This window comes from Actinomadura monticuli (assembly GCF_041463655.1).
In the GTDB taxonomy this organism is placed as follows: domain Bacteria; phylum Actinomycetota; class Actinomycetes; order Streptosporangiales; family Streptosporangiaceae; genus Spirillospora; species Spirillospora monticuli.
In genome coordinates, this window is sequence record NZ_JAXCEI010000006.1 from 88532 (window position 1) to 112578 (window position 24047).

19 protein-coding genes and 2 pseudogenes are annotated in these 24047 nt (G+C 70.0%); 11 read left to right on the forward strand and 10 right to left on the reverse strand.

All coding sequences use genetic code 11. From position 1 onward, the window contains the following. Window positions 1-78 precede the first annotated feature (78 nt). The 4 genes from murJ to SM611_RS14960 all read left to right on the forward strand — a co-directional run bounded on the left by murJ (window position 79) and on the right by SM611_RS14960 (window position 5042). Entirely contained in the window at window positions 79-1695 is a 1617-nt protein-coding gene (gene murJ, locus SM611_RS14945) for a murein biosynthesis integral membrane protein MurJ (RefSeq protein WP_371950493.1), read from the forward strand. Between the two features lie 196 nt (window positions 1696-1891). Further along, a complete protein-coding gene (locus SM611_RS14950; RefSeq protein ID WP_371950135.1) occupies window positions 1892-3487 on the forward strand; it encodes a protein kinase family protein in 1596 nt (531 codons plus the stop codon). 167 nt (window positions 3488-3654) lie between these two features. Beyond that, entirely contained in the window at window positions 3655-4278 is a 624-nt protein-coding gene (gene sigM / locus SM611_RS14955; protein ID WP_371950136.1) for an RNA polymerase sigma factor SigM, read from the forward strand. After that, entirely contained in the window at window positions 4275-5042 is a 768-nt protein-coding gene (locus tag SM611_RS14960) for an anti-sigma factor family protein (RefSeq protein ID WP_371950137.1), read from the forward strand. Before sigM ends, SM611_RS14960 begins: the two co-directional genes overlap by 4 nt. Before the next feature lie 514 nt (window positions 5043-5556). On the opposite strand, the gene SM611_RS14965 is transcribed toward SM611_RS14960, so the two are convergent. Then, window positions 5557-6129: a dienelactone hydrolase family protein gene (locus SM611_RS14965; RefSeq protein ID WP_371950138.1), complete on the reverse strand. Its 573-nt coding sequence runs from the start codon at window positions 6127-6129 to the stop codon at window positions 5557-5559. A 141-nt stretch (window positions 6130-6270) separates the two neighbouring features. Between SM611_RS14965 and trxB the strand changes: the two genes are divergently transcribed. After that, window positions 6271-7224, forward strand: a complete 954-nt coding sequence (trxB, locus tag SM611_RS14970) for a thioredoxin-disulfide reductase (protein ID WP_371950139.1) — start codon at window positions 6271-6273, stop codon at window positions 7222-7224. 647 nt (window positions 7225-7871) lie between these two features. Beyond that, on the forward strand, window positions 7872-8186 hold the full coding sequence (gene trxA / locus SM611_RS14975) for a thioredoxin (protein ID WP_371950140.1): 315 nt from the start codon (window positions 7872-7874) through the stop codon (window positions 8184-8186). Between the two features lie 97 nt (window positions 8187-8283). Here trxA and SM611_RS14980 read toward each other — a convergent pair whose 3' ends face one another. Beyond that, complete coding sequence (locus tag SM611_RS14980) at window positions 8284-8901, reverse strand: GNAT family N-acetyltransferase (protein ID WP_371950141.1); 618 nt, start codon at window positions 8899-8901, stop codon at window positions 8284-8286. Window positions 8902-9163: 262 nt separating this feature from the next. Between SM611_RS14980 and SM611_RS14985 the strand changes: the two genes are divergently transcribed. From SM611_RS14985 to SM611_RS14995, 3 genes and pseudogenes are all read left to right on the forward strand, one after another. Further along, window positions 9164-10396 carry an aminotransferase-like domain-containing protein gene (locus SM611_RS14985; protein WP_371950494.1) on the forward strand — a complete coding sequence of 411 codons (1233 nt, stop codon included), beginning with the start codon at window positions 9164-9166 and terminating at the stop codon, window positions 10394-10396. 52 nt (window positions 10397-10448) lie between these two features. Then, on the forward strand, window positions 10449-11390 hold the full coding sequence (locus SM611_RS14990; protein WP_371950142.1) for a D-alanine--D-alanine ligase family protein: 942 nt from the start codon (window positions 10449-10451) through the stop codon (window positions 11388-11390). 593 nt (window positions 11391-11983) lie between these two features. Further along, window positions 11984-12463 (forward strand): annotated as a pseudogene (locus SM611_RS14995) (leucine zipper domain-containing protein); the annotation flags it as partial. Window positions 12464-14579: 2116 nt separating this feature from the next. Here the strand turns inward: SM611_RS14995 and SM611_RS15000 are convergent. The 3 genes from SM611_RS15000 to rsmG form a co-directional block, all read right to left on the reverse strand. Continuing rightward, window positions 14580-15572: a ParB/RepB/Spo0J family partition protein gene (locus SM611_RS15000; RefSeq protein ID WP_371950143.1), complete on the reverse strand. Its 993-nt coding sequence runs from the start codon at window positions 15570-15572 to the stop codon at window positions 14580-14582. Beyond that, entirely contained in the window at window positions 15569-16447 is an 879-nt protein-coding gene (locus tag SM611_RS15005) for a ParA family protein (RefSeq protein ID WP_371950144.1), read from the reverse strand. Before SM611_RS15005 ends, SM611_RS15000 begins: the two co-directional genes overlap by 4 nt. 275 nt (window positions 16448-16722) lie before the next feature. Continuing rightward, window positions 16723-17409: a 16S rRNA (guanine(527)-N(7))-methyltransferase RsmG gene (gene rsmG / locus SM611_RS15010; RefSeq protein ID WP_371950495.1), complete on the reverse strand. Its 687-nt coding sequence runs from the start codon at window positions 17407-17409 to the stop codon at window positions 16723-16725. Window positions 17410-17588: 179 nt separating this feature from the next. On the opposite strand from rsmG, the gene SM611_RS15015 reads away from it, so the two are divergent. Further along, entirely contained in the window at window positions 17589-18056 is a 468-nt protein-coding gene (locus SM611_RS15015; protein ID WP_371950145.1) for a DUF6458 family protein, read from the forward strand. 606 nt (window positions 18057-18662) lie between these two features. On the opposite strand, the gene SM611_RS15020 is transcribed toward SM611_RS15015, so the two are convergent. From SM611_RS15020 to rpmH, 5 genes and pseudogenes are all read right to left on the reverse strand, one after another. Then, a complete protein-coding gene (locus tag SM611_RS15020) occupies window positions 18663-19148 on the reverse strand; it encodes a Jag family protein (RefSeq protein ID WP_371950146.1) in 486 nt (161 codons plus the stop codon). Between the two features lie 37 nt (window positions 19149-19185). After that, window positions 19186-20205: a membrane protein insertase YidC gene (yidC, locus tag SM611_RS15025; RefSeq protein WP_371950147.1), complete on the reverse strand. Its 1020-nt coding sequence runs from the start codon at window positions 20203-20205 to the stop codon at window positions 19186-19188. Window positions 20206-20332: 127 nt separating this feature from the next. Then, a pseudogene (gene yidD / locus SM611_RS15030) lies at window positions 20333-20665 on the reverse strand (membrane protein insertion efficiency factor YidD); the annotation flags it as partial. Continuing rightward, window positions 20662-21030 (reverse strand): ribonuclease P protein component, encoded by a 369-nt coding sequence (gene rnpA / locus SM611_RS15035; protein ID WP_371950148.1) that lies wholly within the window; start codon window positions 21028-21030, stop codon window positions 20662-20664. The pseudogene yidD and the gene rnpA, both read right to left, overlap by 4 nt. A 13-nt stretch (window positions 21031-21043) precedes the next feature. Beyond that, window positions 21044-21181: a 50S ribosomal protein L34 gene (rpmH, locus tag SM611_RS15040; RefSeq protein ID WP_067628126.1), complete on the reverse strand. Its 138-nt coding sequence runs from the start codon at window positions 21179-21181 to the stop codon at window positions 21044-21046. 654 nt (window positions 21182-21835) lie between these two features. Between rpmH and dnaA the strand changes: the two genes are divergently transcribed. Continuing rightward, window positions 21836-23911, forward strand: a complete 2076-nt coding sequence (dnaA, locus tag SM611_RS15045) for a chromosomal replication initiator protein DnaA (RefSeq protein ID WP_371950149.1) — start codon at window positions 21836-21838, stop codon at window positions 23909-23911. The last annotated feature ends 136 nt before the right edge of the window (window positions 23912-24047 follow it).

The following is a 24047-nucleotide window of genomic DNA, read 5'->3' on the forward strand; positions in this document are numbered from 1 at the left end:
CCCGTCGCCGAGACGGTCGTCGACACGCCCGTCCCCCCGTCCGGCGAGGGCGACGGCGGCGGCGGTAAGGCCGGCGGCATCCTCCGCTCCGGCGCGATCATGGCCGTGGGCACGCTGGCGTCCCGCATCACCGGGTTCGTGCGCACCGCCGTCATCGTCGCAGCGCTCGGCACCGGGCTCCTCGCCAACGCCTACAACACCGCCAACACGATCCCCAACCAGATCTACGACCTGCTGCTCGGCGGCATCCTGACGAGCGTCATCGTCCCGCTGCTGGTGCGGGCCAAGCAGCGCGACCCCGCCTACGGCGAGCAGTACGAGCAGCGCGTCTTCACCCTCGCGGTGATCGGCCTCGGCGCCCTCACCGTCGTCGCGGTGCTGTGCGCGCCGCTGTTCATCGACGTCCTCGCGGGCAGCTACACCGGCGACCAGCGCAAGGTCGCCGTCCTGTTCGCGCAGTTCTTCCTGCCGCAGCTGTTCTTCTACGGCGTCGGCGCGTTCGCCGGGGCGATCCTGAACACGCGCGGCAGCTTCGGCGCGCCGATGTGGGCGCCGGTCCTGAACAACATCGTCGTGATCGCCATCGGCGGCGCGTTCCTCGCGGTCACCACGGGGCGCGTCGACCCGTCCAGCATCTCCGACTCCCAGCTCATGCTGCTGTCCGTCGGCACGACCGGCGGCATCGTCCTGCAGACGGTCGCGCTCTGGCCGTCGCTGCGCCGCGTCGGGTTCCGCTGGCGGCCCCGGGTCGACTTCAAGCGCCACGAGATCGGCGAGGTCGGCCGGATGGCGGGCTGGACGCTGCTCTACGTCATCGCCACCCAGGCCGCGCTCGCCGTCGTCACCGCGCTCGCCAACGCGGCCGGGAACAAGGCCGTGGACGCGGGCCTCGGCGAAGGCTACGGATACACCCCGTACTTCAACGCCTACCAGCTCTTCCAGCTGCCCTACGCGATCGTCGGCGTCTCGGTGATCACCGCGCTGCTGCCGCGGATGAGCCGGTTCGCCGCCGAGGGCAAGACCGCCGACGTGCGCGCCGCGTTCTCCAGCGGGCTGCGGCTCTCCTCGGTGATCATCATGCCGGCGGCGGCGCTGATGCTGGTGCTCGGCCCGGAGATCACCACCGTGCTGTTCGCACACGGCAACACCTCGCCGGACGACGCGCTGGTCATCGCGCGGGTCATGCAGATGTTCGCCATCGCGCTCGTCCCGTTCTCGATCTACCAGCTCATGCTGCGGGTCTTCTACTCCCACGGGGACACCCGGACTCCCGCGCTGATCGGCCTCGTCGTCACCATGTCCAACATCGCGATGGCGTTCACGGCCTACAACGTCCTGGACGTCAAGTGGATCGTGGTCGGCATCGCCGGCGGGTTCGCGGTCACCAACGTGGTCGGCACCATCACCTGCTGGCTGGTGCTGCGCCGCAAGCTCGGCGGCATCGACGGCCGGCGCATCATCGGCGGCCACCTGAAGCTCCTCGTCGCGATCTGGCCGCTGATCGGGTTCGCCTACGCCGCGCACACCGTCGCCGACGCCGTCGCGGACACCTCGGCGATGCTTCCCGCGCTGGTCACCCTGGTCGCCGGCTCCGTCGGCGGCGGCCTGCTGTACGTGCTGTTCGCCAAGCTGATGCGGGTGGAGGAGATCCAGACGACCATCGCCACGTTCGCGCGCAAGCTGCCCGGTCGCTGACGGCCCGGACGGCGAACACGTTTCAAAGTAAAAAAGGACGCGCGGCGATAAGGCGGCCACTCAGGCGAGTAACCACTACCATGTGGGGGACTACGGCTTGCGGGGCGACACCCTGGGGAACGCAAAGAGGAGGGTCGGAGGCGTAAGCTGCCACGCCACGAACAATGGGATCTGACCACCTGTGCAGGACGTTGCCGTGAGCACGTCAGTCATCGAACCCGGCACGCGTCTCGCCGGCCGCTACCGGCTCGAGGAGCGCATCAGCGATTCCGGCGGATCGTCGCTCTGGAAGGCCATCGACGAGATCCTCGCGCGGGCGGTCGCCGTCCGTACCTTCGCTCCCGAGTTCCCCCGGATCGCCGAGGCCGTCACCTCCGCGCGGTCGGCCAGCCGGCTGACCGACCCCCGCCTCACCCAGGTGTTCGACGCCGACGACTCCGGCGAGAGCGCCTACGTCGTCAGCGAATGGGTGGCCGGCGAGACCCTCGAGGGCATGCTCGCCAAGGCCCCGCTGGAGCCGGGCCGCGCCGCGACGCTGCTGTACGAGGCGTCCGAGGCGATCGCCGCCGCGCACTCCGCCGGGCTGTCCCACCTCTGCCTCACGCCCCGCGACCTCGTCTGGACCACCGGCGGCACCGTCAAGATCCTCGGCATCGCGACCGACGCGGTGCTCGGCGACCGGCAGTCCGACGACCCCGCCGCCGAGGACGTCCACGGCCTCGGCCGGATGCTGTACGCGGCGCTCACCGCGCACTGGCCCGGCGACGAGGACGTCTCCGACCTGCCCGCCGCGCCCGGCGCGGACGGCGTCCCGCACGCGCCCCGCCAGGTCCAGGCGGGCATCTCGCACGCGGTCGACGCGATCGTCTGCCGCTGCCTCGGCATTGGCCCGGCCGAGCCGATCGCGACCCCCGCCGACCTGGCCAAGGCGCTGCGCGGCGTCCCGCGCACCCCGCTGCCGCTGTTCGCCGGGCTCGGCCACGCCGCGCCGCCGTCCCCGCGTCCGGCGCCGCCCCGTCGTCCCGCGGCACCGCCGCCGCCCGCCACGCAGCCGCATCGGCGGCCCGCGCACGAGCAGCAGGCGTCGTCGCACGTCCCGCCGCCGCGCGCCCAGCACGGCGCGCCCCCGCCGCTTTCTTCCACGTCGACGCGGACGGCGCCGGCGCACGGTCACGGCGCGCCGAAGCGTCCCGCGAACCGCGCGCTGCTCGGTGTCGCCGCCGCCGCGCTGACCGTCATCGTCGGCATCGGCGCGTGGGCGCTGGCCGGATCCGGCGGCGGCGACGACCCCGAGGGCGGCGCCACCGACAAGTCGAGGACGAGCGCGCCGCCCGAGCCGACCGTGGTCAAGCTCCAGGCGGCGAACGTGATCCCCTTCCAGGACTCGCAGCCCAACCACCAGGACACCTCGATCGCGAAGGACGTCCAGTCGCTGATCGACGGCAAGCCCGGCGGCAAGTGGGAGACCCAGCGGTACTCCGACCCCCGCTTCGGCAACTACTCCAAGGGCATGGGCGTCGTCCTCGACATGGGCAAACCCGTCAAGGTTGCCAACGTCAGGATCCACTCACCGGTGACGGGCGGCGTCCTGCAGATCCGGGTCGGCGACTCGCAGTCCCCCGGCGACATGAAGCGGATCGGTGAGCAGCCCGCCAACGGCGAAGCGCTCACCGTGACCGCGAGCCCTCAAGTTACTGGCCAGTATGTACTGGTCTGGTTCACCTCGCTGCCCTCGTCCCCCGTCCCCAAGGGGAGGCTCGGGGAGATCACCGTCTACGGCGCCGCCGGCTGACCCCGTCCGCGCGGTGCACAAGGGCTGTGACGTGGAGTTGCTCTTGTCTGTATCGTGCCTGTGAGCAGAATGTCCCCTCGCCCCCAGGAATCTGTGGTGCCTACCCCAGCAGCCGGTCGCGGAAGCCCGGCGCCGATCGGGCGTCCCGAACGAGAAAGCGGTCGCTCATGACGTCGGTGAGCATGCATCGCGTCGGCGAGGTTCCCGACAAGGAACTCCTCGCGCGCCATGCCCAGGGGGACCCGCACGCGTTCGCCGAACTGGTCCACCGGCACCGCGACCGCATGTGGGCGGTGGCGCTGCGCACGCTCGGCGACCCGGAGGAGGCGGCGGACGCTCTGCAGGACGCATGCCTTTCGGCGTTCCGCGCCGCGGGACGGTTCCGCGGGGACGCCGCCGTCACCACCTGGCTGCACCGCATCGTGGTGAACGCCTGCCTGGACCGCATCAGGCGCAAGTCCGTCCGCCCGGCGACGCCCATGGGCGACGACGCGACGTTCGACGCCGTCGCGCCGAAGATGCCCGACCCGACGGACGCGCACGGCGTGTCCCTCGACGTCCGCACCGCCCTGGAGCAGCTCCCGTTCGAGCAGCGTGCCGCCCTCGTCCTCGTCGACATGATGGGCTATTCCGTCGACGACGCCGCCCGCGTCATGGAGGTCCCGCCCGGCACGATCAAGAGCCGCTGCGCGCGGGGCCGCGCCCGGCTCGCGCCCCTTCTCACCCACCACCGGAACCGACGGGATCGCAAAAACGTCGGAGGTGTGGAAGGAGGTGGCATGCCCAAGTGAACCCCGCACACTATGACTACGACATCCTGGCCGACCTGGCCGAGGGACTGCTCGAAGACGACGAAGCCGCCTCCGTCAACGCGCACCTCGACACCTGCGCCGACTGCCGTGAGCTGTCCGCCGACCTTGCGGACGTCTCCCGGATCCTGGCGGAGGCACCCGTTCCGTCCATGCCCGCCGAACTGGCCGAGCGCATCGACACCGCCATAGCCGCGGAGTCCATGCACAACGCCACCGTGGTGAGCATGGAGCAGCGGCGCGGAAGGCGGCATTGGCGGATTCTGTCGGCGGCCGCGGCGGCGGTGATCGTCGTCGGCGGCGGCGCGACGGTCGGCACCATGGCATTGGACGGCGTGAGCGGCGACCACGGTTCGGCGTCGACTCCCGCGCAGGACAACCCCGACCGAGCCAGTTCGGAGCACGGGATGGCGCCCAACGCCGCCCCGGCCGGCACCTTCACGGTCGCCGGCAGCGGCACCGACTACCGCTCCGGAACGCTGGCTCCCCAGGTCGACCGGCTACTCGCCGACACGCAGAAGCTGCGAGCCGCGTCCAGCGCCCCGTCCGCGCAGCTCAAGGGCTGCGTGAGCGGCGTCACCCACGGGCTGACGCCCACCCTCGTCGACCAGGCGAAATACGAGGGCGCCCCCGCGACCGTCATCGCGGTACCCGGCAACAGCCCCGGCAAATGGAACATCTGGGTCGTAACCCCAGACTGCTCCGCCACTGACCAGCACATCCTGAAGAAGCTGGTCAACGCCTAACACCAACCGGCCCGCCGTTCTCGCCGCCCCGAGAACGGCCCCACCCACCCCACCCGACTGGCGCCCCCAGCCACGACCAGCCAGCGGGGGTAGCCAGGGGCGGGGCAACCAGTCCGCGCCCAACCCACACGTCAACAACCCACAAACGACCGCGCGGCACGCGACAGCCAGCACGTCCTCACACGGCGTCGCATGACCACGTCGCACATGACTGGGTGGCATGTCACCGGCCGCGCACGTCCAACCAGCGGGTACCCAGCACGTCCGGCCAGCTCATGACCGGACAGCGCGCGACAGCCAGCGTGCCCACCACGCGACGCGTCACCAGCCGGTACACGACCAAGGCGGCGCGCGACCAGGCGCCGCGCGGCCCGGTCGGCACGTCCCACCACCCGACGCCGTCACCAACCCGTACACGACCAGCCAACGGGCATCAGGCAGCAGGGTGAGACGGCGGTGGGTGCCCCAGGCGGTTCGGTGGTGTCCCAGCAGGTGGCGGTCAGGCCGGTGGCCTTCAGAGGGAGTCGAGGAAGGAGATGGCGGTTTCCCAGGCGCGTTCGGCGGCGTCGGGGTCGAAGTCGGGAAGGTCTGGGTCCGTGAACAGGTGGCCGGCGCCCCAGTAGCGGAAGACCTCGACGTCCGCGCCCGCCTTGCGCATGCGCAGGTACCAGGCGTTCAGCCAGTCGACGGGTTCCCAGGTGTCGGGGTCGGCGACGTGCAGTTGCACCGGGACCTCGGTGGTCGCGTCCTCCGCGATGTCGGACGTGCCGTGCATCAGCAGCAGGCCGCCGGCCCTTTCGTCCGCGAACGCGAGGTTCTGCGCGATGGAACCGCCGAGCGAGAAGCCCGCGTAGACGAGGCCGCCGTCGCCGATCAGGGGCGCGGCCGCCGCGACGGCGCGGCGCAGCAGCTCGTCCCGGCCGATCTCCTCCTTGATCTCGATGCCGGCCTCGGCCGTGTCGACGACGCGGCCGTCGTACAGGTCGGGGACGTGGACCTCGTGTCCTGCGGCGCGGAGCCGGTCCGCCGCCTGGTGCACCGCCGGACGCAGCCCGTACATCGAGTGGAGAAGCAGAATGCGTGCCATGGACGACACCATAGAGGGGATAGGACCTGGTGGACGGCCGGTCGGAGTGTCGCGGGAATCTCCGGGGCCTAGGATCGGTTGACGCGACTGGCAGGCCGGGGTCGTGCGGCACCGACGGCCAACGAGGAGAGGCGCAGAACAGTGAGCGACGTCCGTAACGTCATCATCATCGGGTCCGGGCCCGCGGGCTACACGGCCGCTGTCTACGCGGCTCGCGGTGACCTGAAGCCCCTGGTGTTCGAGGGCTCGGTGACGGCCGGGGGTGCGCTGATGAACACCACCGACGTGGAGAACTTCCCCGGCTTCCCGGACGGGATCATGGGCCCCGACCTCATGGACAACCTGCGCAAGCAGGCTGAACGGTTCGGCGCCGAGCTGATCACCGACGACGTCACCGAGGTCGACCTGACCGCCGACCCCAAGGTCGTCAAGGTCGGGGACGAGACGTACCTGGCGAGGTCGGTGATCGTGGCGACCGGCTCCGGATACCGCGAGCTGGGCCTGCCGGACGAGAAGCGGCTGTCGGGACGGGGCGTGTCGTGGTGTGCGACGTGTGACGGGTTCTTCTTCCGCGAGCAGGACATCGCGGTCGTCGGCGGTGGCGACACGGCGATGGAGGAGGCGATCTTCCTGACCAAGTTCGCCCGATCGGTCACCATCGTGCACCGGCGGGACGAACTGCGTGCGTCGAAGATCATGCAGGACCGGGCCTTCGCGAACGAGAAGATCAAGTTCCTGTGGGACAGCGCGGTCGTCTCCATCCAGGGCGATGACCGAGTGACCGGGATCACCGTCCGCAACACCAAGACGGACGCCGAGTCGTCGCTGGACATCACCGGGTTGTTCATCGCCATCGGCCACGACCCGCGCAGCGAGCTGTTCGCCGGCCAGCTGGAGACCGACACCGACGGCTACCTGCTCGTGGACGCCCCGACGACGCGGACGAAGATCCCCGGCGTGTTCGCCTGCGGCGACGTCGTGGACCACATCTACCGCCAGGCCATCACCGCGGCGGGCAGTGGCTGTGCGGCGGCCATCGACGCCGAGCGCTGGCTCCAGGACCAGGACGCCGCCGAAACCGTCCCCCAGGCCTGACCTCGAACCGAGCACCGTCCCCGACGGCCGGCGAATCCGTCACCAGCCGAGCAGCGGCACGGAGCCGACCGATCGCCCACCGGCCCGCTACCGGACGAGCCTCGACCTGACAGTCCGACCGAGTCCAGCCGGGTCGCGCCCGGCAGCCAGTTGGCGAGTCGGGGCCGTCGTCCCGAGGCAGGATGGTCGGCTCCACCAGTCGACCAGGTGGGAGGAGTCGGACAGCGATCGCAGGTTCGTCGACGACGCCGGCACGCGCCCGGCCTCCAAGGGCGGCCAGGGCCGGTCGTCCGAACGGCAGCCCTCGATCACTGGCCGAACCGGCACTCGTCCAGCGACGCGCGACCGGACGAGCCGTCCGGTCAGGGAGGGGGCCGAGCCCAGTGGTGATCGATGCTCGACCAGGCGAAACCGGCCAGGCATTGGCTGTAGCTGGAGGGCGGCTTCGCCGAGCGGTCGATCAAGGCGCAGTCGGGCAGCAAGACGGAGTCGGGTGGCGAACGAAAGTCGTCGGGTGACGACGCCGCCCGCCTCCCACATCCACCGGCGGGCCGGTGAGCGGCGGACCGCGGTCAGGCGCTCGATCATCGACAAGGAACTTCGGGGCGGGGGAGTGTCCCACCGCCCAGCCAGAACGAGGGAGAACCATGAAAGCCGTGACCGACACCGACTTCGCGACCGAGGTCCTCGACAACGACAAGCCCGTCCTCGTCGACTTCTGGGCCGAGTGGTGCGGCCCGTGCCGGATGGTGTCGCCGATCCTGGAGGAGATCTCCAAGGAGCACGGCGACAAGATCGACATAGTGAAGCTGAACATCGACGAGAACCCGCAGGTGCCGCAGGAGTACGGCATCATGCAGATCCCGACGATGAACGTCTACCAGGGCGGCGAGGTCGTCAAGCAGATCATGGGCGCCAAGCCGAAGGCCGCCCTGCTGCGGGATCTCGCCGAGTTCATCTGAGCCGCCTCCCGTCTCCCGCGGCGAGCGCGAAAGCGTGTGGCCCGCATCTCCGTCCACCGGAGTGCGGGCCACACGCATCAAACCGCCTCAGAACGCCCTAGACGGGTCGTAGCGCCCCCTCGGGTGTCATGGAGCCCAGCAGGCGTTCCAGAGCCACCTCGACGTCCTCACGCCACGACAGGGCCGACTTCAGCTCCAGCCGCAGCCGCGGATAGCGGTGATGCGGCCGGACGGTCTTGAACCCGACCGACAGCAGATAGTCGGCGGGGACCATGCAGCCGCCCTCCTCGCCCTTCAGATCGCCGAACGCCTCGATCGCCTTCACCGCGCGCCGGGTCAGATCCTTGGCAACGCCCTGGACGAGCATCCGGCCGAGCCCGCCCCCGGCGAACTCCGGCAGGATGTGCGCGGTCATCAGCAGCACCGCGTCCGCGCTGACCGGGCTCGTCGGGAAGGCCACCGAACGCGGCACGTACAGCGGCGGCGCGTACATCACGAACCCGGCCGGGACGTTGTCCACGTAAGCGATCTTGCCGCAGCTGCCCCACTCCAGCAGCGTCGAGGAGATCCACGCCTCCTTCTCCAGGCCCGAGTCGCCGCTTTCCAGCGCACGGTCCCGGCTGACCGGATCCAGCTCCCAGAACACGCAGCCGCGGCAGCGGTGCGGCAGATCTTCGAGATTGTCCAGCGTGATGTTGACGAGACGACGCGACACCGGGTCGACACCCCCTGTTGCGAACCTCGCCCGCCAGGTCTGGAACACGTGGCGGCTGAACTTCCCGGCAACCAACCGGGACCCGCGGGCATCGTATCGGACAGGAGTTTCCCCAACCGCGCGGCTCGCCACACCCGAAGCGGTCCGGCATGGCCGCCATGCCGTAGTTTGCAGGAAAGCCGTCACACCTCGGAGGTGCCTCGTGGAACAGCATTCGCGTACGGACGTCTACGCCGATCGCTACGCCGCCCGCGCCGCCGGCATGGTGCCGTCCGAAATCCGGGCCCTGTTCGCGATGGCCGCCCGGCCCGAGGTCGTCTCGCTCGCGGGCGGAATGCCCAACGTGTCCGCGCTTCCCCTCGACGCCGTCGGCCAGATGATCGGCGACCTCGTCGCCGGCAGGGGCGCCGAGGCCCTTCAGTACGGTTCGGCGCAAGGGGACGAGCAGCTCCGCGAACGCATCTGCGAGGTCATGGCCCTCGAAGGCGTCCAGGCGTCGCCGGACGACGTGGTCGTCACCGTCGGCGCGCAGCAGGCGCTCGATCTCATCACCAAGATCTTCGTAGACCCCGGCGACGTCGTCCTCGCCGAAGCCCCGTCCTATGTCGGCGCGCTCGGCACGTTCGCGTCCTACCAGGCCGACGTCGTGCACGTGCCGTTGGACGAGGGCGGGCTCATCCCGTCCGCGCTCCGCGAGACGCTCGCCTCGCTCCGCGCCCAGGGGCGCAGCGTCAAGTTCCTCTACACCGTGCCGACGTTCCAGAACCCGGCGGGAGTCACCCTCACCACGGCGCGCCGCGCGCAGATCCTCGAGATCTGCGCCGAGTTCGACGTCCTGGTCGTCGAGGACAACCCGTACGGGCTCCTCGGCTTCGACGGCGAGCCCATGCGGGCCCTGCGCGCGGACGATTCCGAGCACGTCATCTACCTCGGCTCGTTCTCCAAGACGATCGCGTCCGGGCTCCGCGTCGGCTGGGTGCTGGCGCCGCACGCGGTGCGGGCCAAGCTCGTCCTGGCCGCCGAGTCCGCGATCCTGTGCCCGTCGAACTTCTCGCAGTTCGCCGTCCGCGAGTACCTCACCACGCAGCCGTGGCGTGAGCAGATCAAGGACTTCCGGGAGCTCTACCGGGCTCGCCGTGACGCGATGCTGGAGTCCCTTGACCAACTGATGCCGGACGGTTGCACGTGGACGCGTCCCGCCGGCGGCTTCTTTGTCTGGCTGACACTCCCCGAGGGTCTCGACGCCAAGGCGATGGCGCCCCGCGCGATCGCCGAACGGGTCGCCTACGTCCCCGGCACCGGCTTCTACGCGGACGGCACCGGACACCGGCACATGCGGCTGTCGTACTGCTTCCCGGAACCGCACCGGATCCGGGAAGGCATCCGGCGGCTCGCGGCGGTGGTCGAGCAGGAGATCCGACTCCGCGACACCTTCGGCGGTGCCGTCGGCGGTGGGTCCACCGGCATCCAGGCGCCGGGGCCGGACGTCGTCTGAGGTTTCACGTGAAACGCGCGTCGGCGCGGCATCGTCAAGAGGGGCACCACCGTTGGAACTGGCACATGTCGTCGTCCTCGCCGGGGGCTTGTCGTACGAGCGCGAGGTGTCGCTGAGGTCTGGCCGGCGCGTCACCGACGCGCTGCGCGCCCGCGACATCCCGGTCGAACTACGCGACGCCGACGCGACACTCCTGGACTCCCTGACGGACGACCCGCCGGACATCGTGTTCCCCGTCCTGCACGGCGCCGCAGGCGAGGACGGCTCGATCCGCGACGTCCTCGAGCTCCTCGGCGTGCCCTATCTCGGCGCCCGTCCGGACGCGTGTCGCGTCGCCTGGGACAAGCCGACCGCGAAGTCCGTCGTCCGCCGTGCCGGCCTTCGCACCCCCGAGTCGGTCGCTCTGCCGAAGGAGATCTTCCATGACCTCGGCGCCGCGTCCGTCCTCGACCGCATCGTGAGCGCCCTCGGCCTCCCGCTGTTCGTCAAGCCGACCCGCGGCGGCTCGGCCCTCGGTGCCTCCGTCGTACGCGAGCCGTCCGAACTGTCGGCCGCGATGGTCGGCTGCTTCGCCTACGGCGACGCGGCACTCGTGGAGCGCTACATCTCCGGCACCGAGGTCTCCGTCAGCGTCATCGAGCAGGACGGCGTCCCCACCGCCCTCCCTGCCGTCGAGATCGTCGCCCCTGGCGGCCTCTACGACTACACGGCCCGCTACGACGCCGGCGACACAGAGTTCATCACCCCGGCCCGCCTCACCCCGGACGCCGCCGCCCGCGCCACGGCCGCGGCCGTAACCGCCCACCGCGCTCTCGGCCTCCGCGACATCTCCCGGACCGACCTCATCGTCTCCCCCGACGACGAGGTCCACTTCCTCGAAGTCAACGTCGCCCCCGGCATGACCGAGACGAGCCTCCTCCCCCGAGCCGTCAGCGTCGCCGGCCTGGATCTAGGCGAAGTCTGCGAGTCCCTCCTCCAAACCCGCCTGCCCTGACCCCCGTTTCACGTGAAACCTCCCACCACACACCACCGCTCCTCACCGCTGCCGCCAACTACCTCGGGCACACCCGCGCGTCCCACCCTCTCTGATCGAGCCAGAGGACCCCGCCGGCCCGTCGATGACCCCCTGCTGTCGACGTGACACCCGAAACAGCGCCCGCCGAACTCTCACGCACGGCTGGCCCCCGCGCGCATCCAAATGGACGACTCGAACCACGACGTCCACATCACCAAAGCCAAACCACCGAACAACCGGCCGTCCCTCACATACGGCCCACCCACGCGCCTACCAGGCTCACGCGCATACCGGACTCGCGCGCCTGTAGGGCCCCGCGCGTGCGCCCACCCGCGCGTTGCACCATGCCCCCATGTCGCTGACCCCGAGCGTGCACAGACCCACGCATGCACCGCGCCAACGCATGTGGCGAACCTCGCGCGTACGCCAGGGCAAGCGCATATGGCGCACCTACGCGTCTAGGTGCACTTGGCCATGATCTTGGTGACACCTGATCGGTAGGTCTTTGATCAATAAGGAGACCTCCTGGCGTAGTGGAGTTTCGCCGCCTTCCCCCACACCAGGAGGTCTCCGTGGGTCACGCTAAGGCCCGGCTGACGTTCCATGGCAGATGCCTGCTGGTTCGCCGCGTCAAGTTCGCCCGGCGCCCGATCGCGCACGTCGCCGCCGAGCTCGGAGTGTCGCGTCAGTGCGCGCACCGGTGGGTCGGCCGGTTCCGCGAAGAGGGCTGGGACGGGCTGGCCGATCGGCGCAGCGGTCCCCGCGCGTGCCCGTCCCGGACCCCGGCCCAGACCGAGGAGCGGGTGCTGGCCGCCTGGCGTGAGTTGCGTGTCGGGCGGCGACCACATCGCCGCCGCGGCCGGGGCGCCGGCCCGCGCCGTCCCCCGGATCCTGCGCCGCCACGGCGCGCCGGTGCCGGCGGCGTGCGACCTGTTGACCGGGCAGCAGATCTGCGCGTCCCGCGCCAGTGAGCGCCGCTATGAGCATGACGCGCCGGGCGCGATGATCCACCTGGACGTCAGAAACCCGGTCGCATCCCCGACGGCGGCGGGGACAGCGCTACACCAGCAACGAACAGCGCCCGGCCGAACCCACGACCCGTCTTCGTCCTGAACAACCCCCGTGCGGTACGGCTCACGAGAGGAGGTGAGTAGAGGCGGCACGACTTGTCGCCAGCAGCGCAGGCTCATCCGATCTGCGCTCAAACGGTTGGTCGAATCGGGGGAGCGCCGCCACCCGGAAGTCGGACCTGCACCTGGGACACCCGAAGATGCGGCGAGGAACGGCCGACGGTGTGGCTCGGGCGGACACCTCCCCTGCTGCGGCGAACTCCCGCAGCGGCAGGGGTCCTCGGCGGCCTCCTGCAGCAACCAACCGCGGCCTAGGGGCGGGAGGGCGTGCGCTGTGAGGAGCCGTTCGCTGTCCTCGCTTCGGTCCAGCCTGCTAGCGGTTGAAAGCTCCACCCCCGAGCGGGCCCGGCTGCCTGTCCGGTCCGGCCGGATGTCGGGGTGCCGCCAGCTCATCGAGGGAGTTGTTTCACGTGAAACGGAGAGACCTTGCTCCCGTGACTCGAAGCCCGCCGCCCCTTGAAAGCGTCGCGTTCATCTCCGCGCACCAACACCTCGGAGCGTCGGGAGTGCTGGCCACCGTCACGGCGAGCTTCCCGATCGGCATGCGCGGGGAGGGGACTTCGGTAGTAGTGCGGGCGCGACTCATTCGCGCAAATGCTCATCCCAGCGCGCGCCGTAGATACTCACGCGGCGTGTGCGGACGCTTTGCCGCAGACGGCCGGCGGTCAACATCGGACAACAACGCACGAACTCGGGACGGTCCGCCTGTCTACCTGGGTGAGGAGTGGGAGGTGCCTCTGCCTCGCTGGCCGTCAGTCACGCGATGCTCGACCACCGTCCAGGTGCTGCCGATCACGGCGTTGGGGTGAGTATCTGGTGACGGACACCACGAGGTGCCGGTGCCCCGTCAGGTCTCCACCCAGACTGCCGGAGAGCCCAATCGTGCTCTCGATGTTTCACGGGAAACATCGACCACGACCTGGGAGTCAGCCGAGCCCGCCGCCCCTGTACGCACCCACCTTCAAGTGGGATCCGGCAACCGCGTTACGTGAACCAGCCTTATGCACCTCGTCCCTTGGATGCGGGGATCGGGCCCGCTGCGGTCAGCTGGCACAGGACACAAGTAGTGAGGTGGTCTCCATCGAGTTCTCACGTGTATCACCGCCCAACGGGCAGCCCCGTCTATGGACTCCCGTTCAGAACTAGAGGCGGCTCTGATGCAGTGACCGGAGAGCAAGGTCGGCCAAGTCCCGGGGTGCAGCGGCCCGCTGCCGTATCGCACGGGGCAGCCAGCGCCCCCTGGTTCAGTTGCGACGCGGCACCGTGTCCTCGCTATCGGTCGCAACTCGCCTGGACCGCTCGACTCGGCCGATGCACGCGATGGTGCTGCTCGGCTCGTCTATCCCACGCCCGGCCTTAGACCAGCGTCCACAGGTGGTCGTCGTCGCGGAGGACGTCCGTCCTCTGCCGCAGCGGCTCAGCCGGGTCCGCACGCGCCATCGAGCTCGATGAGCGGGCCGACCGCGGTGCTCGTTAGCTGTGGATGAGGCCGAATTGGGGGTTTCACTCGACGGTGCATTGGGCGCGCCCCATACGCGCAAGTGGGTTCGATGTTTCCCGTGAAACATCCGGCGGGCGGGAACGCCCGCTAGCGATAGATATGAGCTGAGGCCACGCAACGGCATTTGGGCGTCGCCGGCAATGCGGCACATCAAGGGCCTGGCCCTCCGGCGCGTGCTGGAGCGAGTTCTCCACAGCGAGGCCTCGACGTTGCGCGTGTCATACCGGGCTGCGGCTCACCGGGTTGCACTGCGGGATGATCGATGGCCAGCCGGGGGATGCAGAAGTCCGGCTTCTGGGAGTGCCTTCTGGGTTCATGGGAGACCTTGGGGGAGTGGCGGTCGTCCGAACCAACGCTCGCTGGCAAGTCCACCGCGACCGCTGCTCCGCGCACCTGGGCGGTTGGCCGCCCCCTGGCCATGGTCGGCCGGAGCGGGCCGCGACGACACCACGTTCGCCGCGCCGTTCCGCCATGGCGCTAATGCAAAGCGCCCCGGAGCCGAGTGGGATCCGGGGCGCGTGGTGCGGAGGCGGACGGTCAGGAGTCGCCTGCGCCGTCCTCGTCCGGGGCCATTGACTTGATGATGCGGTCGAGGTCTTCGAGCGTGGCGAACTCGACCACGATCTTGCCCTTGTTGCGGCCCATATCGACGCGGACCTTCGTCTCGTAGCGGTCGGAGAGCCGGTCGGCCAGCTCCTTCAAGCCTGGGGCGACCGGCTTCTTCCGGCGGCCCTGACGCGGCGCCTTCGGTTCGTCCTCGACCTCGCGGAGAGCGATCATCTCCTCCAGGGCGCGGACCGAGAGGCCCTCCTGGACGATCCGCTGCGCCAGATGCTCCTGCGCCTCGATGCTGTCGAGGGAGAGCAGGGCGCGGGCATGGCCGGCGGAGAGGACCCCGGCGGCCACCCGGCGCTGGACGGCGGGCGGCAGGTTCAGCAGCCGGAGCGTGTTGGTGATGTGCGGACGCGACCGGCCGATGCGGCCGGCGAGCTGCTCGTGGGTGGCGCCGAAGTCCTGCAGCAGTTGCTGGTACGCGGCGGCCTCCTCCAGCGGGTTCAGTTGCTGGCGGTGGAGGTTCTCCATGAGCGCGTCACGGAGCAGATCGTTGTCGCCGGTGTCGCGGACGATCGCCGGGATGATGTCCAGCCCGGCCATCTGGGACGCCCGCCAGCGGCGCTCCCCCATGATCAGCTCGTAGTCGTGCGAGTCCGACGCGGACTTGCGGACGACGATCGGCTGCAGGAGGCCGACGATGCCGATCGACTCGGCGAGCTCCTGCAGCGCCTGCTCGTCGAAGTGCTCGCGCGGCTGGCGCGGGTTGACCGTGATGGAGCTGAGCGGCAGCTCCGCGAAGTGGGCGCCGGCGACCGGCTCGAGAGGCGGCCCGGGAACGGCGGCGCCGTTCGCGGTGGGGCCGCCCGGGAATCCGGGTTCGCCCGCGCTGCCCGGTTCGCCCGCGGTGGGCGGGGGCGGTGCGGTGGGGATGAGGGCGCCGAGTCCCCTGCCCAGACCGCGTCGCTGCTGGCTCACTGGACAGTTCCTCCGTGGGCCATCTCCGAGGCGGCCTCGCTGTAGGCGAGCGCACCACTCGAACCGGGGTCGTAGGTCATGACGGACTGCCCGTAGCTCGGGGCCTCCGACACTCGCACGCTGCGGGGGATCACCGTGTTGAGAACGACGTCACCGAAGTGGGTCCGGACGTCCTCGGCGACCTGCGCGGCGAGCCGCGTCCGGGCGTCGTACATCGTGAGCAGGATCGTGGACACCTTCAGTTTCGGGTTGAGGTGCGCCTTGACGAGATCGACGGTGCGGATCAGCTGCCCGAGCCCCTCCAGCGCGTAGTACTCGCACTGGATCGGAATGAGCAGTTCGTCCCCGCCCACGAGGGCGTTCACCGTCAGCAGGCCGAGGGACGGCGGGCAGTCGATCAGCACATAGTCGAACTTCTCGGTCTCGTAGGCGTCGAGCGCCCGCCGAAGCCGCGACTCGCGGGCCACCTTGGAGACGAGTTCGATCTCGGCGCCCGCGAGGTTGAGGGTCGCGGGCGCACAGTACAGGTTGGGGATCTCCGGCGCCGGGACGACGATGTCGGCCAGCGCCATGTCCTCGATCAGCACGTCGTAGATCGACGGGACCTCAGCGTGGTGCTCGACGCCGAGGGCCGTGGACGCGTTGCCCTGGGGGTCGAGGTCGACCACGAGCACCTGCGCGCCGTGCATGGCGAGGGACGCGGCGAGGTTCACCGAACTGGTGGTCTTGCCCACGCCGCCCTTCTGGTTGGCGATGGTGATGACGCGGCATCGGTCCGGCCGCGGCCACTCCCGTTCCCTGCGGCCCGACATCGCCTTGAGCGCGGTGACCGCTGTTTCATGTGAAACCTTGGCGTCCTTGAGCGCCTCGCGCACGAGTTCTGACTCCCCCTGATTCGGTCCCTGGCGCGGACCCGGCGGCTGCGCGCCGGCGTGCGTCGGAACATAGCCGACGTTCTCCGCGGTACCGGACGTCGTGGTACCCCACATCGCGTGCCCGGACGGCGTGGTCTCCGGGCCCAAGCCCCCCTGCGCCCCACCCGTGGACGGCGCCTGCGCACCCCCGTCCGCACCGGATCCGCCCAAGCCGGGCGGCTGCTCGTCGGGGGATTCGTCGGCGCGGTCAGGCCGGCCCAGTCCTGGTCCCGTGCTCATGAAGACCTCTTCCTCGACCCTTTGGCACGCCGGGGCGCGCGCTGTCGTCGCCCGACAACCTCTCCTCGGCCGGCGACCACACGGACGAGTGTTGTCGGCGGGTCGACCATACCGCGCCCGACTTGCAGCAGTTCCGTTGAGCGCGCCCCGAGCCGCTTCAGGACAGGCTCGGCCTCGTCCAGCTCGGCCTGGGCCCGCTCGCCCTTGAGCGCGAGGAGCTCCCCGCCCGGACGCAGCAGAGGGAGGGCCCATTTGGCGAGTCGTTCGAGAGGGGCGACGGCGCGCGCGGTGGCCACATCCACTGAGAACTCCTTCACCACCTCTTCGGCCCGGGCCCTGCGGACCTCGACGTTCTCCAGGCCGAGTAGCTGAACGCACTCGTCCAGGAAGGTGGTGCGGCGCAGCAGCGGTTCCAGCAGGGTGATCCGCAGGTCGGGCCGGACGATCGCGAGGACGATTCCGGGGAGGCCCGCACCGGAGCCGATGTCCACGACGTGCGCGTCCGCCGGGACTGCCTCGGACACCACCGCACAGTTGATCAGGTGGCGTTCCCACAGCCGGTCTACCTCGCGCGGCCCGATGAGCCCGCGTTCGACCCCGGCCTCCGCGAGGAACGCCGCGTAACGCTCCGCGATAGGCAGCGCGTCACCGAATACCTCACGTCCAGTCCCCACCAGACGAATCGTTCCACATAACGGGGCGACGGCGTGCACGCGCAACGTTCCCTGTGGATGGTCCGGGCGCCGGGCCAGGGCGGACCCTTGCGTTATGGCAAGAACCACATGACCCCTCGGCATATTCGGGACTCGCCGGGTAGAGGTGCTGTGTCGCCCGACCGTCCCCCCGGAAGGAGCTCCGACAAATGGGTATCGGAGTCAGTCTCGCGTTCATCGCCATCGGGGCGATCCTCGCGTTCGCCCTGCGCGTCGAACTCAGTGGTGTCGACATCCAACTGGTCGGCTGGATCCTGATCCTGGTGGGGCTTGCCAGCTTGGCCTTCACCTACAAGTACACGCGGCCTCGCCGCCGCGCCGGCCGGGTCGTCGGCGCCGACCCCGCCTACGGGGACGAACCCGGCACCATCGTCCGCGAGGAGCACATCATCGAGGACCCGGCTCCCATGGGCCGTCCGGCCGAGCGAGTCGAACGGGTGATCGAACACCCGGCGGACCAGGGTGTGACGCACGGCCACGTCGCGCAGGATCCGGCCTACGCCCAGGATCCCGCGCACGCACAGGACCCCGCGGCGGAGAACACCACGTCCGTCGTGGACGCCGGGGACCGCGTCCCGCCGCAGCGCCGCAGGTGGCGGCGCACCGCCCGGCGGTAATCCGAACACGGGTACCCGCTCGGTGTGCTCGGGCGGCGACGCACACCGAGCAACTGGGGCCCCGCGCCGGCCAGGGCGCGGGGCCCTCCCGTGCCCGGCCAGTTATCCACACCCCGTGCATGCCACCCGCGCACATGCCCTGCCCCCGGCACCACCCGAGATCCACAGACACGCGGGCCCGCGAGGCCCGGGCCTGACCAGCCAGGACGCGCGGCCCTTCCTGTGGCCGGACGAATTATCCACAGCCCCGCACATGCGCAGGTCCTAGCGCAAAGCCCCGTGCCGAGCAGGGCGCGGGCACCGCACCTGGCCGAGTTATCCACAGTCTTCACACATGCCAGATGCGCGGACGGGGCAGGCAGGCCGCACATCTCGGTACAGACCTGACCTCGGGTCCGCGCCCATAGCCCCTGGACGCACAAGCTCCGCTTCCCGCGCGGGCGGGTTTCGCATCCCACAGGCTTCGCGCACACGCGCGAGCGCGCCGTTGCACGGGGCCGGGTGCAGCCAGGGCAGCGAGGGGGCGGGTAAGGAAACGGCCCCGGTGCCGGTAGGGCAGCGGGGCCGTTCGGAGACTGGGCCGACCTGGGCGGCCGGAGCAGGGGATCAGGCGGGGTAGACGACCACGTAGCGGTCGGGCTCCTCGCCCTCGGACTCGCTGCGGAGACCGGCGGCGGCGACCGCGTCGTGGACGATCTTGCGCTCGAACGGGGTCATCGGGGCGAGCGGCTTGGACTCGCCGGCCTGCCTGACCTCGTCCGCGACGTCCGTGCCGAGCTTGGTGAGCTCGGCGCGCCGGCGCTCGCGGTAGCCGCCGATGTCGAGCATGAGGCGGGTGCGGTTGCCCGTCTGGCGGTGGACGGCCAGCCGGGTCAGCTCCTGCAGCGCCTCCAGGACCTCGCCGCGCTTGCCGACCAGCTCGTCCAGCGAGGCACCGACGACGGCGACCATCGCTCGCTCGCCCTCGACGTCCATGTCGATGTCACCGTCGTAGTCACCGATGTCCAGCAGGCCCTCGATGTAGTCGGCGGCGATCTCGCCTTCCTGTTCGAGCGCCTGGACGTCGACCTCGGTCGTGTCGGTCTGGCTCAACGGGGTCTCCTTCTCCGGCACGTGCTCGGGGTTCAAACTAGCGCTTCTGGGTGCCGCTGCGCTTGCTGCGCGACTTGCGGGTCGGCTGGTTGCGCACGACCTTCGGCTTGGCCTCGGGCTCGGGGGCCGGTTCAGGCTCCTTCTTCAGCCGGGCCTTGGCCTTGACGCCGGACGTCGACTGGCCGTTCTTGGACGACGTCGACTTGGCGCCGGTCTTCGTACCGGTCTTCGTGCCCGCCGTCTTCGTGCCGCCCGTCTTGCCGGTGGTGGTCGTCGTCGCGGCCTCGCCGTTGGTGGCGGGCGGCGGGTACTTCTTGTAGATGTAGTGCTGCTGCGCCAGCGTCCAGCTGTTGGACGTGACCCAGTACATGAGGACGCCCAGCGGGAAACCGAGGCCGAACAGGCCGAACAGCGGGGCCAAGAAGACCATCATCTTCTGCGCCTGCATCATCGGGTTGGCGTCGTCGGTGACCGGCTGCCGCTTCATGCTGGCCCGGACGGTGAAGAACGTCGTGACGGAGCTGATCACCACGGCGATGCCGGTGACGATGATCGCCGTCCACGACTTGGGGTCGGCGCCCCACGCGTTCAGGAACGTGTCGGGGATGTGCGCGCCGAAGATGTTGGCGTTCTGCGCGCTGGCCACCAGGTCGGACGAGACGGCGAAGACGCTCTCGCCCGACTTCGCGTCCGAGATCTGCTTCAGCGTCTGGAACAGCCCGATGAAGATCGGCATCTGCACCAGGAGTGGCAGGCAGCCCGACAGCGGGTTGGCGCCGTTCTCCTGGTAGAGCTTCATGACCTCCTGGTTGAGGCGCTGCTTGTCGTTCTTGTACTTCTTGCGCAGCGCCTGGACCTTGGGGTTCAGCTCCTGCATCTTCCGTGAGGCGTGGATCTGCTTCACGAAGAGCGGAACGAGTATGAGCCGCAGCAGGACGGTGAGCAGGATGATCGAACCGCCCCACGCCCATCCGCTGTCCTTGGGGACGACCGTACTGAGCCCTGTGTGTATCCACACGATGAGCTGAGAGACGATCTCGTACAACCAATCAAGCACCGGGCAGCTCCTTGGGCTCTGCTAGGGCGTGGCCGCTCTCCTCGCGGCCGGAGTTCGAGGAGGCCGCCGCGGATCGCTGCTGAGGGGCCGTCCCCTCAGATTCCCCGGAGAAGACGGACGGTTCCTGTCCGAACGCGTCGCCGGACTCCGAGGATTCCCCGGAGGGGGCCGGGCCGGACGTCTTCTTCGGCGGCACCGGGTCATAACCCCCGGGGTTGAACGGGTGGCACCGCGCGATCCGGCGGGCCGTCAGCCACGTGCCGCGCAATGCCCCGTGAACCTGGAGCGCCTCCAGACCGTACGCACTGCATGTGGGGTGGAATCGGCACTGCTGCCCGAGCAGGGGACTCAAGAAGCGGCGGTAGGCGCGGACGAGGAGGATCAGCACGCGCGCGACGGGGCCTGGACGGCCCGTCTCGTCGTGCTGCGCGGGGGACGCGGTCCCCTGCCGACTCGTCATCTTCGCCCCTTGGACGCGGGCCGCAGCAGCCGGTCGAGCGCCGACTCCAGATCCGCGGCCAGTTCGTCTGAGCGCGCCGTTCCCGCACGGGGGTTGGCGCGCACTACGAGCAGGCTACCCGCTGGGAGCCGGTCGAGGCGCGGGCGCATCAGGTGGCGGAGCCGGCGCCGTGCCGTGTTGCGGACGACGGCGTTGCCGACGGTGCGCGCCACGATGAACCCGACCAGCGGCGGTGCGTCCGCCGCCGGCGCCTCGTCCGGGCGAAGCAGGTGAACGACGACAGTCGGCCGTCCGGCGCGGCGCCCGCGCCGGACGGCCATCGTGAAGTCGTCCCGCCGCCGCATCCGGTTGCCGGACGGCAGCACAGTCCCGGGTGGGTCAGACCGCGACGCGGGCGCGGCCCTTGCCGCGGCGGCCGGACAGGATCGCGCGTCCGGCGCGGGTGCGCATGCGCAGCCGGAAGCCGTGCTTCTTGTGGCGACGACGGTTGTTCGGCTGGAAAGTACGCTTGCTCACTTGAGGCTCCAGTGCTGCGGTCGTTCGGCTACGGGTCTTAAGTCTCGATAACTCGCACCGGGGGCCGCGTCCGGTCCCCCGCAGCGGGGGCCCACCCGGACTCGCCTGGAGGGGCTGCCGGCGGGCACGCGGCATCTCCGTCGATGCGACTCGACCTCAGCACGTTACGGGCTCTCCGGCCACGCGGTCAAACGGAGTCGGCCTCCGTGCGCCTCATGGCTCCGTGCACCTCATGTCCCGCGCACGCCGCTCAGCCCCGGACGGGGGGCCAGAGGATGCGCTGTGGACGGGATAGGTTCGTGTTGCGGGTGGGGGCGGCAAGGGTTAGGGTCGTCCGGGCGAGCCGACGCTCCTTCGACGTATTCGATGATCTGATGTCGGCCTTTTGCCCTCAAGCCCCCCGTTCCAGAATCGCCCCGTCCCGGCCGCGACAAGGCCGAAGCCTTTCCGACCTCGCATCCAGTGACCCGCCCCACGGGTTTTACACAGGTGCCGCATGCCTATGCACAGCATGTGGACAACTCTGTGGACAACTCGTGAGAGAGTAAGTCTTCCGCGTCACGGCCGGGCCCTGAGAGGCGTGCCGTATCCCGTGGGAGAGCCGGGCAGTCAGGTACTCCGTTCGGCGGAGTCGGTGGAGGGGGGACCTCGCGCATGGACGGTCAGGATCTCGGATCGGTCTGGGCCCGCACCCTCACCGCACTGGCCGAGAGCGATCTGTCTCCGAGTTACCGCGCATGGCTGCCGATGGTCCGCCCGCTGGCGCTCGTCGAGGGGACGGCCCTGCTGGCCGCGCCGAACGAGTTCGCCAAGGACGCGCTTGAGACCCGCCTCCGGAACCTCATCACGCAGGCGCTTTCCCGCGAGCTGGGCAGGGAGATCCGCGTCGCGGTGACCGTCCAGCCGGAGCCGCCCGGGGGTGCCGGCGGGCCCGCCGCCGGTCCTGGTTCGCGGTCGGGAGAGCCTCTCTCCGCACCGATTCCCGGGCCGGGCGCCGGGCTGGGCATGCACGAGCCTCCTTCTTCTTATGGCGAGCCCTACGGTGAGCGGCCGCACGACGACCGTGACCGGGATCGTCCCTACGGCAGCGACAGAGAACGGTCCGACTCCTATGACTCCTATGGGGAGCGGTCCGACCGTCCTTATCCGGAGCAGCCGTACGGTGACGCGCCGTACGGCGAGCAGGGGTACCGGTCGCGGTCGGGAGTTACCCACAACCCGGGTCCGCCCGGAGGTTATCCACAGGCTGCGGATGACGAGCGCGGCGGTTATCCACCTGCCCCGCGTCCGCCCTCCTATGGGACAGGGCCGGGGGGAAGGGGCCCGTACGAGGGTCGCCCCTTCCCCGGCTACGGCGGGCAGCAGGAAGGTTTCGGCGGCGAGCCTCCAGGGCGACCGCCGCACTCCCACCTGAACGACCGCACGCTCGGCCCGCTACGGGGAGGATCGGACCAGCGGCGCCCAGAGCAGCAGGGCCCCGAGTCCCAGAGCGAGCCACAGCTCGGCCACGGGGACGAGTTCCAGGGCGGGGAGTCGTCGTTCTCCGGCGGCGAACAGCAGTACCGCCCCGGTGAGGAGCCCTACCGGGGCGAGGGCGCGTTCCGCGACGAGGAAGCCGCCGACCCCAGGGCCGCCGACCCGCGGGCCCCTGCGCCTGCGCCCGCCCCTGCGCAGGGAGCGGGCGCGTCCGAACACGCACGCCTGAACCCCAAGTACACGTTCGAGACGTTCGTCATCGGCTCGTCCAACCGGTTCGCGCACGCCGCGGCGGTCGCGGTCGCCGAGCAGCCGGCCAAGGCGTACAACCCGCTGTTCGTCTACGGCGACTCCGGCCTGGGCAAGACCCACCTGCTCCACGCGATCGGGCATTACGCGCAGAGCCTCTTCAATGGGGCGCGTGTGCGCTATGTGAGCTCCGAGGAGTTCACGAACGACTTCATCAACTCGATCCGCGACGGAAAGGCCGACGGTTTCCGCCGCAGGTACCGGGATGTGGACATCCTCCTCGTCGACGACATCCAGTTCCTTGAGGGCAAGGAGCAGACGCAGGAGGAGTTCTTCCACACCTTCAACACCCTGCACAACGCCAGCAAGCAGATCGTGATCTCCAGCGACCGCCCGCCCAAGGAGCTGGTCACGCTGGAGGACCGGCTCCGCAACCGGTTCGAGTGGGGCCTGACGACCGACGTCCAGCCGCCCGAGCTGGAGACGCGGATCGCGATCCTGCAGAAGAAGGCTCGCCAGGAGGGCCTCGCCGCGCCGCCGGACGTGCTGGAGTTCATCGCCTCGCAGATCGCGACGAACATCCGCGAGCTGGAGGGCGCGCTGATCAGGGTGACGGCGTTCGCGAGCCTGAACCGGCAGTCGGTGGACATGAAGCTCGCCGAGATCGTCCTCAAGGACCTGATCCCCAACGACTCCGGCCCCGAGATCACCGCTGCGATGATCATGGCGCAGACGGTCGAGTACTTCGGCACGACGATCGAGGACCTGTGCGGGCCGTCCCGCTCCCGGATGCTCGTCACCGCCCGGCAGATCGCGATGTACCTGTGCCGGGAGCTGACCGAGCTGTCCCTCCCCAAGATCGGGCAGCAGTTCGGCGGACGCGACCACACCACGGTCATGCACGCCGAACGCAAGATCCGCTCCCTGATGGCCGAGCGCCGCGCCATCTACAACCAGGTCACGGAGCTGACCGGGCGCATCAAGCACCAGGCCCGCAAGCGCTGACGCACCCCGTCGTACACACTGTGGACAGACCCGCGTCACCCCTGTGGACAGGCCCCCGCCGGATCGTCCACACCCTGCCGAAGGCAAAGAACCGACAAAATGCGCGCTTCCCCAGAGAACCGAAGCGGCTACTCAC

What these genes read in the sequence shown, in the direction of transcription:
- sigM (WP_371950136.1), top strand. Translation starts at nt 3,655, where the DNA reads ATGACGTCGGTGAGCATGCATCGCGTCGGCGAGGTTCCCGACAAGGAA.
- SM611_RS14965 (WP_371950138.1), bottom strand. Translation starts at nt 6,129, where the DNA reads ATGGCACGCATTCTGCTTCTCCACTCGATGTACGGGCTGCGTCCGGCG.
- trxA (WP_371950140.1), top strand. Translation starts at nt 7,872, where the DNA reads ATGAAAGCCGTGACCGACACCGACTTCGCGACCGAGGTCCTCGACAAC.
- SM611_RS14985 (WP_371950494.1), top strand. Translation starts at nt 9,164, where the DNA reads ATGGTGCCGTCCGAAATCCGGGCCCTGTTCGCGATGGCCGCCCGGCCC.
- SM611_RS15015 (WP_371950145.1), top strand. Translation starts at nt 17,589, where the DNA reads ATGGGTATCGGAGTCAGTCTCGCGTTCATCGCCATCGGGGCGATCCTC.
- dnaA (WP_371950149.1), top strand. Translation starts at nt 21,836, where the DNA reads ATGGACGGTCAGGATCTCGGATCGGTCTGGGCCCGCACCCTCACCGCA.